Raw genomic sequence first — 15,330 nt, 5'->3', positions numbered from 1 at the left:
TCAGGAAAAAGGTTGAAACAGTCGCAGGTAATCGCGGGGGCCGCCCCCCCCCACCCTTGGGGGGGGGGCCGGCCCCCGCCCCCCCCCCGCCACTACCAGTGCTTGGCAGGCAGGGACCAGGTACGCCGTTCCCGCCAGCGCCCCGCACCGCCCGTCAGATCACCGCGATCTTCGCCTTCGCCAACGCCTCGCGCACCATCCCGTCGTTGGCCTCGGTCACCGGGCGGGTCAGGTCCCACAGGAACTTGACCCGGAACCCGCACTTCACTGCGTCCTGCGCGCTCCACAGCACGCAGTAGTCACGTGCCAGCCCGCATACGTGCACCTCGCGGATGCCGCGCTCGTGCAGCCAGCCGGCCAGGCCGGTGGCCGGGCGGGTGCCATCGGGGCCGTGGTTCTCGCGGAAGGCACTGTAGGAATCCACGCCGCGGCGGGTGCCCTTGCGCAGGATCAGGTCGGCGGCGGTCCAGTCCACGCCCGGGTGCAGGGCCGCGCCGGCGGTGCCCTGCACGCAATGGTCCGGCCACAGCGTCTGCGGCTGGGCGTGCAGCAGGATCGCCTCGAACGGCAGGTGGCCGGGGTGCTGGTGGGCGAAGGAGGCGTGGTCGGCCGGGTGCCAGTCCTGGGTGGCCACCACGGTGCGGTACCGGCGCTGCGCCAGCAGCGCGGCGATCGGCGGCACCAGCGCATCGCCTTCCTCGCAGGCCAGCGCGCCACCGGGCATGAAGTCCGGCTGCAGGTCGATCACCAGCAGGGCCACGTCGGCGGGCAGGGCGGCGGTCATGGCAGGTCCAGCACATATCCAGGGGGCGCCCAGCGTGGCCGCCCCCTGCGCGCGCGTCAATCGCCCTTGGGCGCGTCGTTGTCCTGCCCGTAATACAGCAGGCCGATCCTGATGCGCTCGCGACCGGTCTGCCGGCGGTGCCGGTTGGCATCGCGCAGCGAGTAAACGCAGCCGCAGTACTCCTGCTGGTAGAACTGCTCGCGCTTGCTGATCTCCACCATCCGCGCCGCGCCACCGCCCTTGCGCCAGTTGTAGTCCCAGTACTGGATGCCGGGGTAATGCGCGGCGGCGCGATGGCCGCAGTCGTTGATCTGGGCCATGTCCTTCCAGCGCGAGATCCCCAGCGAGCTGCTGATCACCGCAAAGCCGTGCTCGTGCGCATACAGCGCGGTGCGCACGAAACGCATGTCAAAGCACATCGTGCAGCGGATGCCGCGCTCGGGTTCGTTCTCCATGCCGCGCGCACGCGCGAACCAGTGGTCGGTGTCGTAGTCGGCGTCCACGAAGGGCACGCCGTGTTTCTCGGCGAAGCGGATGTTCTCCTGCTTGCGCAGCTCGTACTCCTTCACCGGGTGGATGTTCGGGTTGTAGAAGAAGATCGTGTAGTCGATGCCGGAGGCGGTGATCGCCTCCATCACTTCGCCCGAACAGGGCGCGCAGCACGAATGCAGCAGCAGCCGGGTGTGGCCGTCGGGCAGGGCCAGGGTGGGGCGGTCGATCGGGGTCACGGGAGGCGGGGTCATGCGGGTCTCGTCGGCCGCATCGCCGGCAACGGCGGCGATGCGGTCCCTGGGGTCATGTGCGGATGGTGGGCTCAGGCGGCGTTGGCGTCGGCCGTCTCCGCGCGCAGCTCTTGCGCGGCGGCCACCAGGGCTTCCAGTGCGGCACGGGTCTCTTTCCAGCCACGGGTCTTCAGGCCGCAGTCGGGGTTGACCCAGATCTGCTCCGGGCGCAGCACTTCCGCCGCCTTGCGCAGCAGCGCCAGCATCTCCTCCTTGTCCGGCACGCGCGGGGAGTGGATGTCGTACACGCCCGGGCCGATCTCGTTGGGGTACTGGAAACGCACGAAGGCCTCCAGCAGCTCCATGCGCGAGCGCGAGGTCTCGATCGAGATCACGTCGGCATCCATTGCCGCCACCGAGTGGATGATGTCGTTGAACTCGGCGTAGCACATGTGGGTGTGGATCTGGGTCGCATCGCGCACGCCGCTGGCACTGATCCGGAACGCCTCCACCGCCCAGTCCAGGTAGTTGCGCCACTGCGCGCGGCGCAGCGGCAGGCCCTCACGGAGGGCCGGCTCGTCGATCTGGATCACGCCGATGCCGGCCGCTTCCAGGTCCAGCACTTCATCGCGCAGGGCGAGCGCGATCTGCCGGCAGGTGTCCGCGCGCGACTGGTCATCGCGCACGAACGACCACTGCAGTACCGTCACCGGGCCGGTCAGCATGCCCTTCATTGGCCGCTCGGTCAGCGACTGGGCGTACCGCGACCAGCGCACCGTCATCGGCTGCGGGCGGGTCACATCGCCATAGATCACCGGCGGCTTCACGCAGCGCGAGCCGTAGCTCTGCACCCAACCGTTTTTAGTGAAGGCAAAGCCATCCAGCTGCTCGCCGAAGTACTCCACCATGTCGTTGCGCTCGAACTCGCCATGCACCAGCACGTCCAGCCCGATCTGCTCCTGCACGCGCACGCAGTGCTCGGTCTGGGTGGCCAGGAAGGCATCGTAGTCGGCGTCGGACAGCCTGCCGGACTTGTGCCGGGCGCGCGCCTCGCGCACCTCCAGCGTCTGCGGGAACGAGCCAATCGTGGTGGTGGGGAAGCGCGGCAGCTTCAGCGCGCCGGCCTGGGCCAGGTGCCGCTGCGGGTAGCGGCTGTGGCGCTGTGCATCGGCGGGGGTCAGCGCGGCCAGGCGGGCGGCCACGGCCGGCTTGTGCACGCGCGGCGACTGCCGGCGCGAGTCGATCCAGGCGCGCGAGGCGGCCAGCCCGGCATCGGCATCGGCATGGCCGTCCAGCGCATCGGCCAGCAGGCGCAGCTCCTGCAGCTTCTGTCGCGAGAACGCCAGCCAGCCGCGCAGCTCGTCGTCCAGTTTCGTTTCCAGGTCGAGGTCGACCGGGCTGTGCAGCAGCGAACACGACGGGGCCAGCCACAGCCGGTCGCCGAGGTGGCCGTGCGCGTAGCGGGCCAGCACCAGGGCGTTGTCCAGGTGGGTGCGCCAGATGTTGCGGCCATTGACCAGGCCGGCCGAGAGCACGCGGTCGGCCGGCAGCGCCTTCAGCACGGCATCCAACTGCTCCGGCGCGCGCACCAGGTCCACGTGCAGGCCCTCCACCGGCAAGGCCGCGGCCAGCGCGAGGTTGTCCTCCAGCGCGCCGAAATAGGTGGCCAGCAGCACCTTCGGCCGCGGCCCGGCCGCCAGCACCGCATAGGCGTGGTCGAACGCGGCGCGCGCGGTGGCGTCCAGGTCCTGCACCAGCACCGGCTCGTCCAGCTGCACCCAGTCCGCGCCTTCCTGCCTGAGGCGGTCCAGCAGCTCGGCATACACCGGCAGCAGGGCGTCGAGCAGGTCCAGCACGGGGCTGCCGTCCACGGTCTTGGACAGCAGCAGGAAGCTCACCGGCCCCAGCAGCACCGGTCGCGTCTGGATGCCCAGCGCCTTGGCTTCACGGTACTCGGCCAGTGGCTTGTCGCCACGCAGCGCGAAACCCTGGCCGGCCTGCAGTTCGGGCACCAGGTAGTGGTAGTTGGTGTCGAACCACTTGGTCATCTCCAGCGCGCGCAGGTCGTGCCCGTCGCGCTGCACCCCGCGGGCCAGCGCGAAATAGCCGGCCAGCGGGTCGGCATCGGCCAGCGCGCGGTAGCGGGCCGGGAGGGCATCGACCAGGAAGGCGGTGTCCAGCACCTGGTCGTAGAAGCTGAAGTCGTTGCTGGGCGGCACATCGACGCCGGCCTCGCGCTGCAGCGCCCAGTGGCGGGCACGCAGGGCCTTGGCGGTGTCCTGCAGCGACGCGGCGCTGCTTTCCCCGGCCCAGAAGGCTTCCAGCGCACGCTTGAGCTCGCGCTTGGCACCGATGCGGGGAAACCCCAGGTTGGTAACAGTGGTCATGGAACGTGTCCTCATTGCGTAGGGGCATTGAGGAACGAAGGAACTGCGGCCCGTCCACGGCAAGGTTGCCGTGCCCGCCCCGCCAGCGACCTTCGCCCCCGCGGGCGAACCGGATGCCACGAAGCGGACGCACGGGGGCAGCACCAGGCCGATGGCATGGCGGCAGGCCCCGGCAACCTCCCCGCGGACGTTCCAGGTCGAATCAGGGGACGGTCGTGTCCCCCGGCCGGGGCCGGTATTCGGGCTGATGGACACGGGCGCGAACGCCCACCTAATACCTGCCGCTTCCCAGGCGCAGGCCCAGTGCTGTTGGCAGGAGTCGTTTCCATTCACCGCTGCGGGGCAGCTCCGGAATGGGCGCGCAAGGCGCCTTCACCGGATTCCCGTTTAAATCCATCCCTTCATCTGCATGAAGCGATAGATACCTTCGGCGAACACAAGGTAGGCCGAAGGCGGGCGGTGGTCAAGGGGGTCTCAGTGATCGCTCAACCGCGCCGCGTCCGCCCGGTGGCGGATGTCGGCCAAGGTATCGTCCTGCAGCAGGCGTCCGTTTTCCCACACGGTGCGCATGGCGTCCTCATAGCCGGCCGGCAGGGCCGCCTCCTCCACGGCGACGGCGTCGGCGGGCACCGGCGCGGTGCGGAACTGGCCGTACTCGCGGTGGCGCAGCAGGCGCATGCGGCCGCGCTTGCTCTGCTTGCCGCTGTCGGTCACCGGGTCCTTGTAGACGTCGATCCACGTGCCATCCACGCGTGCGGCCGAGCACTTCAGCGCGAACTTCTGGGTATCGCGGTCCAGCCGCTGCAGCAGCGCGCCGCCCATGCCGAAGGCGAGGTTGTCGGCGGCGTAGCCGGCCTCGGTGATGCAGGCCAGGATCTGCCCGATGCTGGTCGGATTGACCCCGTCGCCCTGGATCACGCGCACGTGGTTGAGTACCCGGTAGCCCTTGCCGTTGACCACGTGGCCGAACGCTTCATCGAGCAGTTGCAGGCACTTGAGCACCACCGTCACCGGGTCGCCCGAGTCCGGGCGGATCACCACCGTGGCGCCCGAATCGATCACCTGCTGGCGCAGCGTGGTGCCCCAGTGCTCGCTGATGGCGTGGTAGATGTCGTAGCTGTCCGAGACCACCGCCACCAGCGCACCGGGTTTGGCGAACTGCGCCAGCATGTTGCGGTAGGCGTCCACTTCGCGCTCGCGGCCCCAGCTGGTGATGGTGCTGTGCTCGGCGGCGGGGATCGAGTAGCCGGCCATCGGCGCGTGGTAGAACGCTTTGGCGTACAGCAGGGCCGACACGGTGTCGGTGCCCAGGAAATTGACCAGGTGCGCGGCACCGCCGATGGCCGCCGACTCCAGGCTCGACACGCCGCGCGCGCCGAAGTCGTGCAGCTTGAACGGCAACTGGCCTTCCGGGTCGTCGCTGGTGCGCTGCAGGTACTGGCGAATCGTCTGCTTGGCCTGCCAGCTGGTGGTGGCCACCGTCACCGGGTACCACACGCGCAGCAGCATCGTCTCCAGGTAGGAGGGCACCCAGAACGCCTGCGGGTCGGTCGATTCGATGGTCATCAGCGCGTTGTGCACCGGCACCACCGTGCCCTCGGGCACCGCCCGGATGCGCACCGGCAGCAGGCCGCCGTGGGTGTCCACGATGTAGCGCCAGCCGGTCTCGTTGAACGGCTCGCCGTGGGCGGCGAAGAGGTCGCGCGCCACGTCGATGTCGGCGTGGGTGATCGGCGTGGTCAGGTACTGCTTGAGCAGCGCCTGCAGGCCGAAGAACAGCGTGCGGTCGTACACGCCACCGCGCGATTCCACGTAGAAGAAGGTGGCATCGGTGCCCGGCGGATACTGCAGCCAGTGGCTGGCCTTGTAGCTGTCGGTGTTGAGGAGAAGATTGTCGAGGTAATGCATGACGGGAAGCTCCTTCGCGTCGGGTGACGCCAGCGGTCTGTCCGCCGGCGGGAAGACCGGGATCAGCCCCGGCCCAGGAAGAACTCCAGGATGTGCAGGTGGTCTTCGTACAGCTTGGGGCCCATGTCCAGCGCTTCGCTGACCGGGATCCAGCGCGCCTTGTCGGCATCGTCGCCGCCGCGCACGGCGGGCAGTTCGCCGGCCGGGAAATCAAAGTGGAAGGCGTGGGTGATGGTGCGGCCGCGCTGGCTGCGTTCGGGGTGGTCGAACACATGCTGGCCCTTGAGCGAGCCCTTCAGCACCGGCGCGGGAATCTTCAGCCGGGTTTCCTCGCGCAGCTCGCGCAGGCAACTGTCCAGCAGCCCCTGCTGCGGGCCGACGAAGCCGCCGGGCAGCGCCCACAGGCCCTTGCCGGGCTCGGCACGGCGCCGCACCAGCAGCACGTGGCCCGAATGCACCACCACCGCATCGGTGGTGACGAAGGTGGGCGCGTACGGCGCGTCCTTCCAGGCCGCCTTGTACTGCTCGATGAACTGGTACTCGGCCACCAGCTGCGCATAGGCCGGCCCGCTCTTGCGGAACGCTTCGAGCATGGCGTACACCGGCGCCGGCACGTTGCCGCGCAGCATCAGCAGGGCGCCGTGGAAGTCCACGCTGCCGGCTTCGAACAGATAGCGCCGCAGCTCGGTGGCCGACAGCGTTTCGGTGTGCTGCACATCCACCAGCGGCCACTGCGGGAACTCGCGCAGGTAATAGCTGGAATCGTCCTTGTCCATCCCGACCAGGCCGATCGTCGGCACGCCTTCGTAGCCATCGGCACGCACCGCGTCGGCCACCGTGCGCTGCACGCCGGCGATCCACTGGGCTTCGTTGTACAGATGGTCCTTGAGCGGACGGATCAGCAGGCGATCGCCCGCCCCATCAAGCGCGGCCTGGATCATCACGGCGCGTTCGGCCACGGTCCAGGGATTGCGGAGGCTGCGGGGTGTATCGGCAGAACCGATCAGGAAGATCAGCTTGCGCGCCCGGCTCAGTGCGAGGCGGGCAACGGCGGCATGGCCGTTGTGGAAGGGCTCGAAGCGCCCGATGAATACCAGATAGTCATATTCCATGAGAATCCCCCATGTCGTTGCAGGTGCCGCGGGTCTATCCCTTGGCTGGTGCCAATGCTACTCCTTCGCCGGCACGCGTCAACCATGCCCAGCGTGGTCACCGAGCACGGCCAGCACCTGTGCCATGCGCTGTTCCAGCGTGCCGGACACCGCCGTAAACGGCATCGCGCGTGCCGCCAGTGCCTGTCGATACGCCCGGTGCTGCGCCTGGCGGAAGGCATCGTCGCGGCGGGTGCCATCCTGTACGAACGGGAAATCCGGCGCGCACAGGAACAGGTGCGTGTAGCGGCGCTGCGCCAGCACGTGCAGCGCTGGCTCGGCGCGGTCGAACATCGCATTGCAGTACAACAGCGTGGTCAGCGGCGTGGTATCGCAGACCAGCCACCGGTGGGCCTGCGCGGCCAGTGTGTCCTCGCGCCGCACCTGCACCTGGGCGATGTGCAGCAGGTCGTCGTAGCCGAGCGCGCCACCGCGCGCCTCCCAGTGCTCACGGCCGAACTCGGCGGCCCATGTTGTTTGCAGCCGCCCGGCCAGGGCGGCGGCGAGCGTGGTCTTGCCGCTGGATTCACCGCCGAGCAGGCCGATGCGGCCGACGAAATCAGCGTACACGCGCGGGTCGAGGTGGGCGCGCTGCGCATGCGGATCACGCCGCACGGCCGTGCCCGACACCGGCACGGTGCGGCGGGCCAGGTCCAGGCACACGTGGGCCACCGGCCACGACGTGCCGGCCTGCGCACTGAAGTGCGCGGCGAGGGCATCGGCAAAGCCATCGCCGTAGGCCTCGCTGGTGAACACCGCATCCACCCGGCACTGCCACAGCGTGCTGCACACCCAGGCCACGAACGCGCGCTGGCTGGCGTCGTCATCGCCGTTGTCCGGCAGCGGCCGCATCGGCACGCCGCGCTGGGCGCACAGCGCCGCCAGCCGCGCCGCATCCAGCACCAGCCGGTCCACCTGCGGGTACAGCGCCTGCAGCCACGCCTCGCGCCGGGCCGCCTCGCAGCCGGGCAGCTCGGGCTGGCTCCAGCTGAGCAGCAGCACGCGCTCGCAGCGGGCCAGGGCATGGTCGATCAGCGCCTGGTGGCCCCGGTGCAACGGGCTGAACTTGCCCACCACCAACCCGGTGCGGAAGCGCTCAGCCATGCGCGGTCTCGGCCGCCTGCGCGCGCATCAGCGCCCGCCAATGCCGCAGCGACACCAGCGCGTTGATCCAGAACACCGCGTACAGCACCGCGGTGAGGTGCAGCCCGCGGCTGGCATACAACGGCACCGCGATACTGTTGACCAGCAGCCAGAACCACCACGAATCCAGCTTGCGCCGCATCATCAGCAGCTGGGCCACCACGCTGAGCACCAGCACGGCCGAATCCAGGAACGGGGCGAAGGCATCGGTCCAGGTGTGCAGCAGCAGGCCGTAGCCGAGGCTGGCCAGCACCGCCGCCGGCAGCATCCAGGCCAGGCTGCGCGGCTGGACGCGGGTGATCGGCAGGGCATGGCCGTGGTCGCCGCGCAGCCACTGCCACCAGCCGATCACGCTGGTCAGCACGAACACGCCCTGCAGCACCACGTCGGCATACAGGCGCGCCTGGTAGAAGACCAGGCCGAACAAGGTGCAGCCGATGATGCCGGTCCACCAGGTATGCACGCTGTTGCGCCCGGCCAGCAGGATCGAGGCGGCCACGGTGAGGTTGGCGGCGATTTCCAGCGCGCTGGTCATGCCGGCGGGCCGGGCAGGGGCGGGGTCGGGTGGGGCATCGGCAGCGGGCAGCAGGCAACGGGGGCGCCAAGTCTACGCGGCGCCGCGCGGCTGCATCCGTCGCGCCGCTGGCTGCGTATCTGCTGGTGACCCCCACGCGGAGCCGGGCATGCGCCGATCCTTACTACCCTCGCTGTTGCTGCTGCTGTGCCCGGTGCTGCCGGCGACGGCCCAGCAGGTGCTGCGCCAGGAAGGCCGCGCCTACGCGCCGGCCAGCGGGCGCCTGCTCTACCGCGAGACCCACTGGCTGCAGGGCCCGCCCAGCGCGCGCTCGCGGCTGGTGCTGTACCGCTGCGCCGACGGCCGCCCCTTCGCGCGCAAGTGGATGACCCCGCAGGGCAGCGCGCAGACCCCGGACTTCGCCTTCGAGGACGCCCGCAGCGGCTATCAGGAGGGCCTGCAGGGCAGCGCCGCCACGCGCACGGTGTATGTGCGTGAAGACGCGCGCGCTGCGCGGGTCAGCCGTGCGCTGGCCATTCCACCGGACGCGGTGGTCGATGCCGGCTTCGACGCGGCCGTGCTGGGCCATTGGGATGCCCTGCAGGCCGGGCGCAGCGTGGCGTTCCAGTTCCTGCTGCCCAGCCGCCAGCGCCTGGTGCCGCTGCGCCTGCAGCGCAGTGGCGCGGTGACCTGGCAGGGCCAGCCAGCCGAGCAGCTGCAGATGCGCCTGGATGCTTGGTTCGGCTTCGCGGTGCCGGCGGTGACCCTGGTCTATGCCCGGCAGAGCCCGCGCCTGCTGCAGTTCACCGGCACCGGCAACGTGCGTGACGAGCGCGGGCGCTATCCGCAGGTGCGGATCGAATTCCCCGATGCGCCCACGCCGGCCAGCAGTGCCGACCTGCTCGGCGCGCGCCAGCAACCCCTGGTGGCCGCATGCGCCGGATGAAGGCCAACGGCCGCGCCCCCTTGCACCGGGCGCGCGCAGCGACGACGATGCGGGCTGTCTCCTTGCCGACGTTGAGCCTGCGATGCCTGAGCTGGACCCTGCCGACCCCGGCGCCGCACGGCGTCTGGACGCGCTGCTTGAGCAGGTCGCCACGGGCGACCGGCAGGCCTTCGAGGCGGTCTACCAGCTGGCCTCCGGGCGCCTGTTCGCGATCTGCCTGCATGTGCTGCGCGATCGCGGCGACGCCGAAGAGGTGCTGCAGGACGTCTTCACTACCGTCTGGCACAAGGCCGCGCAGTTCGATCGCGGCAAGGCTTCGGCCATGACCTGGTTGTCGATGGCCGCCCGCAACCGCGCGATCGACCGCCTGCGCGCCGCCCCGCCGCGGCCGCTGGAGGACATCGCCGTGGCCGAGGAGATCGCCGATTTCGCCCCGCAACCTGGCCAGGTGGCCGAACAGGCCTCCGACCGCGAGCGCCTGGACGACTGCTTGGACACCCTGGAGCCGCGCCGCCGTTCGCTGATCCGCCTGGCCTTCCTGGACGGGGCCAGTTATGAGGAACTGGCGCGCCGGATCGGCTCGCCGCTGGGCTCGGTGAAAAGCTGGATCCGCCGCGGCCTGGGGCAACTGCGGGTGTGCCTGGAACGATGAACATCCGCGACCTCCACGATCTGCAAGACGACGGCCAGCCGCCCAGCGCCGACATCCTGGCCGGCGAATACGTGCTGGGCGTGCTTGATGCCGCCCAGCGCCGCGAGGCCGAGCAGCGCATCGCCAGCGACCCCGGCTTTGCCCGGCTGGTGAACCAATGGGAGAACCGCCTGGCGCCCTTGCTGGCCTCGCTGGGCAGCGAACCGGTGCCGGCCCACCTGTGGCCGCGCATCCGCACCTCGCTGGGCTGGCCCTCGGTGGGCACGGCCACGCCGCGTGCGTGGCAGCGCACCGGGTTCTGGCAGGGCATGACCGCGCTGGCGGCCGTGGTGGCGCTGGTGGCAGTGTTCAGCCGGCGCGAGCTGGAGCCGGTGGCGCCGGTCGCCCCGCCGGTGGCGGTCACCCCGATCGCCCCGCCGACGCCGACCGAGCCCGAGCAGGCGACCAAGCCGGTCACCCCGCTGCTGCACGACGATGGCACGCCCGGTTGGCTGGCCTCGGTGGACAAGGCGCAGGGCAAGGTGCTGATGGTGCCGGTGCCGGCCGCCGCCGATGCGGCCGGGCGCGCGCCCGAGCTGTGGCTGATCCCGTCCGGCGGCGCGCCGCGCTCCCTGGGCCTGGTCTCCATCAACCGCGCCCACACCGTGACCGTGCCCGACGCGCTGCGTGAGGCCCTGGTGAATGGTTCTGTGCTGGCCATCACGCTGGAACCGTCCAGCGGCGCGCCGCAGGGCATTCCGACCGGCCCGATCATCGCCAAGGGCGACATCGCCACCCTGTAAGCGTTTTTTTTTCCGGATCCGTGCATCCGGAACGGCCCGCATCCCGTATCTCCTGACAAGAACGCCAGGAGATGCGCGATATGTCGGCCGGACCCGCCACTGCCCCCCCCCGCACCGCCCGACGTGGCCTGATGGCCACCGTGTGGCGCTGGTTCGACACCGGTGCCCAGGCCCCGGTCGCCGACGAGGCGGGCCAGCGCGTGGACTGGCTGCGGGCGATTCCGTTCGCGGCCATGCACCTGGCCTGCCTGGCGGTGATCTGGGTGGGCGTGTCCTGGGTGGCGGTGGGCGTGGCGGTGGCGCTGTATGCGGTGCGCATGTTCGCCATCACCGCCTTCTACCACCGCTATTTCGCGCACCGCACCTTCCGCACCTCGCGCGTGGTGCAGTTCGTGTTCGCGCTGATCGGCGCGTCCAGCGTGCAGCGCGGGCCGTTGTGGTGGGCCGCGCACCACCGCAACCACCATCGCCACACCGATACCGCCGCCGATCCGCATTCGCCGGGTGTGCATGGGTTCTGGTGGAGCCACATGGGCTGGTTCCTGACCACCGACGGTTTCCGCACCGACTGGGCGCGCATCCCGGACCTGGCCCGATTCCCCGAGCTGCGCTGGCTGGACCGCTTCGACACCCTCGTGCCGATCGTGCTGGCGGCCGCGCTGTTCGGGCTCGGTGCGCTGCTCGAACGCCTGGTCCCCGCCTGGGGCACCAGCGGCGGGCAGATGCTGGTGTGGGGCTTCTTCATCTCCACCGTGGTGCTGTTCCATGCCACGGTCACCATCAACTCGCTGGCGCACCGCTTCGGCCGGCAACGCTTCGCCACCGGCGATGACAGCCGCAACAACCTGTGGCTGGCGCTGCTCACCTTTGGCGAAGGCTGGCACAACAACCACCACTTCTTCCCGGGCACCGCGCGCCAGGGCTTCTACTGGTGGGAAATCGACGTGACCTGGTACGGCCTGCGCCTGATGGCGGCCCTGCGCCTGGTGCGCGACCTCAAACCCGTGCCGGCCTGGGTGCTGGCCAAGGCGGAGCACTGACATGCGCATCGCCGTGATCGGATCGGGCATCGCCGGCCTGGCCAGCGCCTGGTGGCTGGGCCAGCAGCACGAGGTGACCCTCTTCGAGGCCAACGACTACCTCGGCGGCCACACCCACACCCACCAGGTGCAGGTGGACGGGGCCAGCCACGCGGTGGACACCGGCTTCATCGTGTTCAACCCGCTGCACTACCCGCTGCTCACCGCGCTGTTCGACGAACTCAACGTGGCCTCCCAGCCCACCACCATGAGCTTCTCGGTGCACAGCGAGCGCAGCGGCCGCGAGTACAACGCCACCTCGCTGGACGGGCTGTTCTGCCAGCGCCGCAACCTGGTGTCGCCGCGTTTCTGGGGCATGCTGGCCGACCTGCGCCGCTTCTACCGCGAGGCGCCGACGCTGCTGCAGGGCGAGGACGAAGGCCCTTCACTGGGCGACTACCTGGCCGCTGGCCACTATGGCCGCACCTTCATCGACGAGCACCTCCTGCCCATGGCCTCGGCCCTGTGGTCCTCGCCCACGGCCAGCCTGGGCGCGTTTCCGGCGCGCTACCTGGTGCAGTTCATGGCCAACCACCAGATGCTGCAGGTGAGCGGGCGCGCGCCGTGGCGGGTCGTGCAGGGCGGGTCGGCCCGCTACATCGAGGCGATGCGCCGCCGCTGGCAGGTGCGTGAGCGGCTGGATTGCCGCGTGTTCGGCGTCGAGCGCCACGAACACGGCGTGCGCGTGCACAGCGCCGCCGGCCTGGAGGGTTTCGACCAGATGGTGCTGGCCTGCCACAGCGACCAGGCGCTGGCGCTGCTCTCCGATGCCGACCCCACCGAGCGCAGCGTGCTCGGGGCGATCCGCTACCAGCCCAACGAGGTGGTGCTGCACACCGATGCCAGCCTGCTGCCGCGCAACCGCAAGGCCTGGGCGGCATGGAACGCGCACGTGCCGGCCAATCCGCAGGCACCGTGCACGGTGAGCTACCTGATGAACCAGCTGCAGGGCATCGACACGCCCACGCCGCTGGTGGTCACCTTGAACCGCACCGATGCGATCGACCCGGACAAGGTGCTGCGCCGCCTGCAGTACGCCCATCCCGTGCACGACCATGCGATGGTGCGCGCGCAGCAGCGCTGGGCCGAGATCCAGGGCCGCCGCCGCACCTGGTTTGCCGGCGCGTACTGGGGCTGGGGCTTCCACGAGGACGGCATCCGCAGCGCGCGGCGCGTGGTGGATGCGTTGCAGGCACTGGATGCCGATGCCTACTGGCCGTTGGCGCAGGCGCAGCCGGCATGACCGCCAGCGCGCTCTACCGCGGCCGCATGCGCCACCGCCGGCACGCGCCGCAGCCGCATGCCTTCGGCTACCCGGTGGCGCAGCTGCTGCTGGACCTGGACGAGCTGGACACCGTGTTCCAGCGCCGCTGGCTGTGGTCGGTGGGCCGCCGCAACCTGGCCGAGTTCCGCCGCAGCGATTACCTCGGCGACCCCGCCCAACCGCTGGCCGACGCGGTGCGCGCGCGCATCACCGCCGCGCTGGGCCGCGCCCCGCAGGGCCCGATCCGCCTGCTCACCCACCTGCGTTACGCCGGCCATGCGTTCAACCCGGTCAGCTTCTACTACTGCTATGCCGCCGATGGCCGCACGCTGGACTGCATCGTGGCCGAGATCACCAACACCCCGTGGAAGGAGCGCCACGCCTACGTGCTGCCGGTGGCCGCCGCCGATGCCAGCGGGCGCGCCCTGGCCTGGGAGTTCGACAAGCAGTTCCACGTCTCCCCGTTCATGCCGATGGACTGCCGCTACCGCTGGCGTTTCACCGCCCCGGGCGAAGACCTGCACGTGCACATGCAGGTCTGGCGCGACGGCACCCGCCAGTTCGATGCGGACCTGGTCCTGCAGCGGCACCCGATCACCGGCCCCGGCCTGGCCGGGGTGCTGCTGCGGTTCCCGCTGATGACCCTGCAGGTGGTGGCCGCCATCCACTGGCAGGCGCTGCGCCTGTGGCTCAAGCGCAATCCCGTCCACGACCACCCTTCGCTTGCTGGAAAACGCCCATGAACGACATGACCCGGCCGATCGCCCTGCCGATGCCCAGCGCACTGGAGCGCTTCCTGCGCACGCGCCTGCTGGCCCAGCTGGCACCGCTGCACGACGGCTGCCTGCAGCTGCGCGATGCCGCCGGCGACGTGCTGCTGGGCGATCCCACCGCCGCGCTGCGGGTGACCGTCTGGGTGGATGACCCGGCGTTCTATCGCGCGGTGGCGGCGCAAGGCAGCGTCGGCGCCGGCGAGGCCTTCATCCGCGGCGACTGGCGCTGCAGCGACCTGGTCGGCCTGGTGCAGCTGCTGGTGCGCAACCGCGACCTGCTCGATGGCATGGAGCGCGGCGTGGCACGCCTCGGCGGCTGGCTGCTGCAGGGCTGGAACCGGCTGCGCCGCAACACGCGCGAAGGCAGCCGCCGCAACATCGCCGCCCACTACGACCTGGGCAACCCGTTCTTCTCCCTGTTCCTGTCGCCGGACCTGATGTACTCCTCGGCGTTGTATGCCGACCCGACCGATACGCTGGAGGCCGCCTCGCGGCGCAAGCTGGCGCGCATCTGCGAGCAGCTGCAGCTGCGTGCCGGCGACCACGTGGTGGAGATCGGTACCGGCTGGGGCGGTTTCGCCCTGTATGCGGCCGGCGAGATCGGCTGCCACGTCACCACCACCACCATCTCGGTGGAGCAGTACACCCTGGCCAAGGCGCGGGTGGAAGCGGCCGGCCTGCAGGACAAGGTGACGCTGCTGCTCAAGGATTACCGCGACCTGGAGGGCCAGTACGACAAGCTGGTCTCCATCGAGATGATCGAGGCGATCGGCGCGCAGTACCTGGACACCTACTTCGCCACGCTCACCCGCCTGCTCAAGCCGGACGGGCTGGCCCTGCTGCAGGCGATCACCATCGAAGACCAGCGCTACGAGCAGGCGCGGCGCAGCGTGGATTACATCAAGCGCTTCGTGTTTCCCGGCAGCTTCATCCCCTCCATCAACGCGATCATCGCCGCCAAGACCCGCAGCAGCGACCTGCAGCTGGTGGGCCAGCACGACTTCGGCCATTCCTATGCGCGCACCCTGCGCGCCTGGCGGGAACGCTTCCTGGCGCAGTTGCCGGCGGTGCGTGCGCAGGGCTTCGACGAGCGTTTCATCCGCATGTGGACCTTCTACCTGGCCTACTGCGAGGGTGGCTTCCTGGAGCGCTCCATCGGCGTCTCGCACCTGCTGATGGCGCGGCCGGGGTATCGCCCGCCCGGCGCGGACGCGGGCACCTGACG

The 15,330-nt window shown here is 70.3% G+C and carries 14 protein-coding genes and 1 riboswitch; of the genes, 7 read left to right on the top strand and 7 right to left on the bottom strand.

Annotated elements, in window-relative coordinates; translation table 11 throughout:
- Nucleotides 1-154: 154 nt before the first annotated feature.
- The 7 genes from pncA to pnuC form a co-directional block, all read right to left on the bottom strand.
- Nucleotides 155-784, bottom strand: coding sequence for a bifunctional nicotinamidase/pyrazinamidase (gene pncA, locus RSA25_RS03095; protein WP_332807450.1), 630 nt, complete (start codon nucleotides 782-784; stop codon nucleotides 155-157).
- A 56-nt stretch (nucleotides 785-840) separates the two neighbouring features.
- The gene (locus RSA25_RS03090) at nucleotides 841-1,527 is read right to left on the bottom strand and encodes an epoxyqueuosine reductase QueH (RefSeq protein ID WP_332807449.1); all 687 of its coding nucleotides are present in this window, start codon (nucleotides 1,525-1,527) and stop codon (nucleotides 841-843) included.
- Nucleotides 1,528-1,598: 71 nt separating this feature from the next.
- Nucleotides 1,599-3,893, bottom strand: coding sequence for a 5-methyltetrahydropteroyltriglutamate--homocysteine S-methyltransferase (gene metE, locus RSA25_RS03085; RefSeq protein WP_332807448.1), 2,295 nt, complete (start codon nucleotides 3,891-3,893; stop codon nucleotides 1,599-1,601).
- A gap of 212 nt (nucleotides 3,894-4,105) precedes the next feature.
- Nucleotides 4,106-4,337, bottom strand: a riboswitch (cobalamin riboswitch).
- Between the two features lie 30 nt (nucleotides 4,338-4,367).
- Nucleotides 4,368-5,801, bottom strand: a complete 1,434-nt coding sequence (locus RSA25_RS03080; protein ID WP_332807447.1) for a nicotinate phosphoribosyltransferase — start codon at nucleotides 5,799-5,801, stop codon at nucleotides 4,368-4,370.
- Nucleotides 5,802-5,863: 62 nt separating this feature from the next.
- Nucleotides 5,864-6,919, bottom strand: a complete 1,056-nt coding sequence (locus tag RSA25_RS03075) for a bifunctional nicotinamide-nucleotide adenylyltransferase/Nudix hydroxylase (RefSeq protein ID WP_332807459.1) — start codon at nucleotides 6,917-6,919, stop codon at nucleotides 5,864-5,866.
- 72 nt (nucleotides 6,920-6,991) lie between these two features.
- Nucleotides 6,992-8,056: an AAA family ATPase gene (locus RSA25_RS03070; protein ID WP_332807446.1), complete on the bottom strand. Its 1,065-nt coding sequence runs from the start codon at nucleotides 8,054-8,056 to the stop codon at nucleotides 6,992-6,994.
- Nucleotides 8,049-8,630 carry a nicotinamide riboside transporter PnuC gene (gene pnuC / locus RSA25_RS03065; protein ID WP_332807445.1) on the bottom strand — a complete coding sequence of 194 codons (582 nt, stop codon included), beginning with the start codon at nucleotides 8,628-8,630 and terminating at the stop codon, nucleotides 8,049-8,051. Before pnuC ends, RSA25_RS03070 begins: the two co-directional genes overlap by 8 nt.
- 148 nt (nucleotides 8,631-8,778) lie before the next feature.
- On the opposite strand from pnuC, the gene RSA25_RS03060 reads away from it, so the two are divergent.
- The 7 genes from RSA25_RS03060 (at nucleotide 8,779) to RSA25_RS03030 (ending at nucleotide 15,328) form a co-directional block, all read left to right on the top strand.
- Nucleotides 8,779-9,555, top strand: coding sequence for a hypothetical protein (locus RSA25_RS03060; RefSeq protein WP_332807444.1), 777 nt, complete (start codon nucleotides 8,779-8,781; stop codon nucleotides 9,553-9,555).
- An 82-nt stretch (nucleotides 9,556-9,637) separates the two neighbouring features.
- The gene (locus RSA25_RS03055; RefSeq protein ID WP_332807443.1) at nucleotides 9,638-10,207 is read left to right on the top strand and encodes a sigma-70 family RNA polymerase sigma factor; all 570 of its coding nucleotides are present in this window, start codon (nucleotides 9,638-9,640) and stop codon (nucleotides 10,205-10,207) included.
- The gene (locus tag RSA25_RS03050) at nucleotides 10,204-10,989 is read left to right on the top strand and encodes an anti-sigma factor (protein ID WP_332807442.1); all 786 of its coding nucleotides are present in this window, start codon (nucleotides 10,204-10,206) and stop codon (nucleotides 10,987-10,989) included. The genes RSA25_RS03055 and RSA25_RS03050 overlap by 4 nt, the downstream gene beginning before the upstream one ends.
- 131 nt (nucleotides 10,990-11,120) lie before the next feature.
- Complete coding sequence (locus RSA25_RS03045; protein ID WP_332807441.1) at nucleotides 11,121-12,029, top strand: acyl-CoA desaturase; 909 nt, start codon at nucleotides 11,121-11,123, stop codon at nucleotides 12,027-12,029.
- Nucleotide 12,030: 1 nt separating this feature from the next.
- Nucleotides 12,031-13,311, top strand: a complete 1,281-nt coding sequence (locus tag RSA25_RS03040) for an FAD-dependent oxidoreductase (protein ID WP_332807440.1) — start codon at nucleotides 12,031-12,033, stop codon at nucleotides 13,309-13,311.
- The gene (locus RSA25_RS03035; protein ID WP_332807439.1) at nucleotides 13,308-14,075 is read left to right on the top strand and encodes a DUF1365 domain-containing protein; all 768 of its coding nucleotides are present in this window, start codon (nucleotides 13,308-13,310) and stop codon (nucleotides 14,073-14,075) included. Before RSA25_RS03040 ends, RSA25_RS03035 begins: the two co-directional genes overlap by 4 nt.
- Nucleotides 14,072-15,328 carry a cyclopropane-fatty-acyl-phospholipid synthase family protein gene (locus tag RSA25_RS03030; protein ID WP_332807438.1) on the top strand — a complete coding sequence of 419 codons (1,257 nt, stop codon included), beginning with the start codon at nucleotides 14,072-14,074 and terminating at the stop codon, nucleotides 15,326-15,328. The genes RSA25_RS03035 and RSA25_RS03030 overlap by 4 nt, the downstream gene beginning before the upstream one ends.
- Nucleotides 15,329-15,330: the final 2 nt, after the last annotated feature.

The organism is Stenotrophomonas sp., from assembly GCF_036662295.1.
Taxonomy (GTDB): Bacteria; Pseudomonadota; Gammaproteobacteria; order Xanthomonadales; family Xanthomonadaceae; genus Stenotrophomonas.
The sequence above is the reverse complement of the archived record's forward strand: the minus strand, read 5'-3'. Positions and strand labels throughout refer to the sequence as shown.

Excerpts from the sequence above, each read along its gene's own strand:
- pncA (WP_332807450.1), bottom strand. The coding sequence starts at position 784 with ATGACCGCCGCCCTGCCCGCCGACGTGGCCCTGCTGGTGATCGACCTG.
- RSA25_RS03090 (WP_332807449.1), bottom strand. The coding sequence starts at position 1,527 with ATGACCCCGCCTCCCGTGACCCCGATCGACCGCCCCACCCTGGCCCTG.
- metE (WP_332807448.1), bottom strand. The coding sequence starts at position 3,893 with ATGACCACTGTTACCAACCTGGGGTTTCCCCGCATCGGTGCCAAGCGC.
- RSA25_RS03080 (WP_332807447.1), bottom strand. The coding sequence starts at position 5,801 with ATGCATTACCTCGACAATCTTCTCCTCAACACCGACAGCTACAAGGCC.
- RSA25_RS03070 (WP_332807446.1), bottom strand. The coding sequence starts at position 8,056 with ATGGCTGAGCGCTTCCGCACCGGGTTGGTGGTGGGCAAGTTCAGCCCG.
- pnuC (WP_332807445.1), bottom strand. The coding sequence starts at position 8,630 with ATGACCAGCGCGCTGGAAATCGCCGCCAACCTCACCGTGGCCGCCTCG.
- RSA25_RS03060 (WP_332807444.1), top strand. The coding sequence starts at position 8,779 with ATGCGCCGATCCTTACTACCCTCGCTGTTGCTGCTGCTGTGCCCGGTG.
- RSA25_RS03055 (WP_332807443.1), top strand. The coding sequence starts at position 9,638 with ATGCCTGAGCTGGACCCTGCCGACCCCGGCGCCGCACGGCGTCTGGAC.
- RSA25_RS03050 (WP_332807442.1), top strand. The coding sequence starts at position 10,204 with ATGAACATCCGCGACCTCCACGATCTGCAAGACGACGGCCAGCCGCCC.
- RSA25_RS03045 (WP_332807441.1), top strand. The coding sequence starts at position 11,121 with ATGGCCACCGTGTGGCGCTGGTTCGACACCGGTGCCCAGGCCCCGGTC.
- RSA25_RS03040 (WP_332807440.1), top strand. The coding sequence starts at position 12,031 with ATGCGCATCGCCGTGATCGGATCGGGCATCGCCGGCCTGGCCAGCGCC.
- RSA25_RS03035 (WP_332807439.1), top strand. The coding sequence starts at position 13,308 with ATGACCGCCAGCGCGCTCTACCGCGGCCGCATGCGCCACCGCCGGCAC.
- RSA25_RS03030 (WP_332807438.1), top strand. The coding sequence starts at position 14,072 with ATGAACGACATGACCCGGCCGATCGCCCTGCCGATGCCCAGCGCACTG.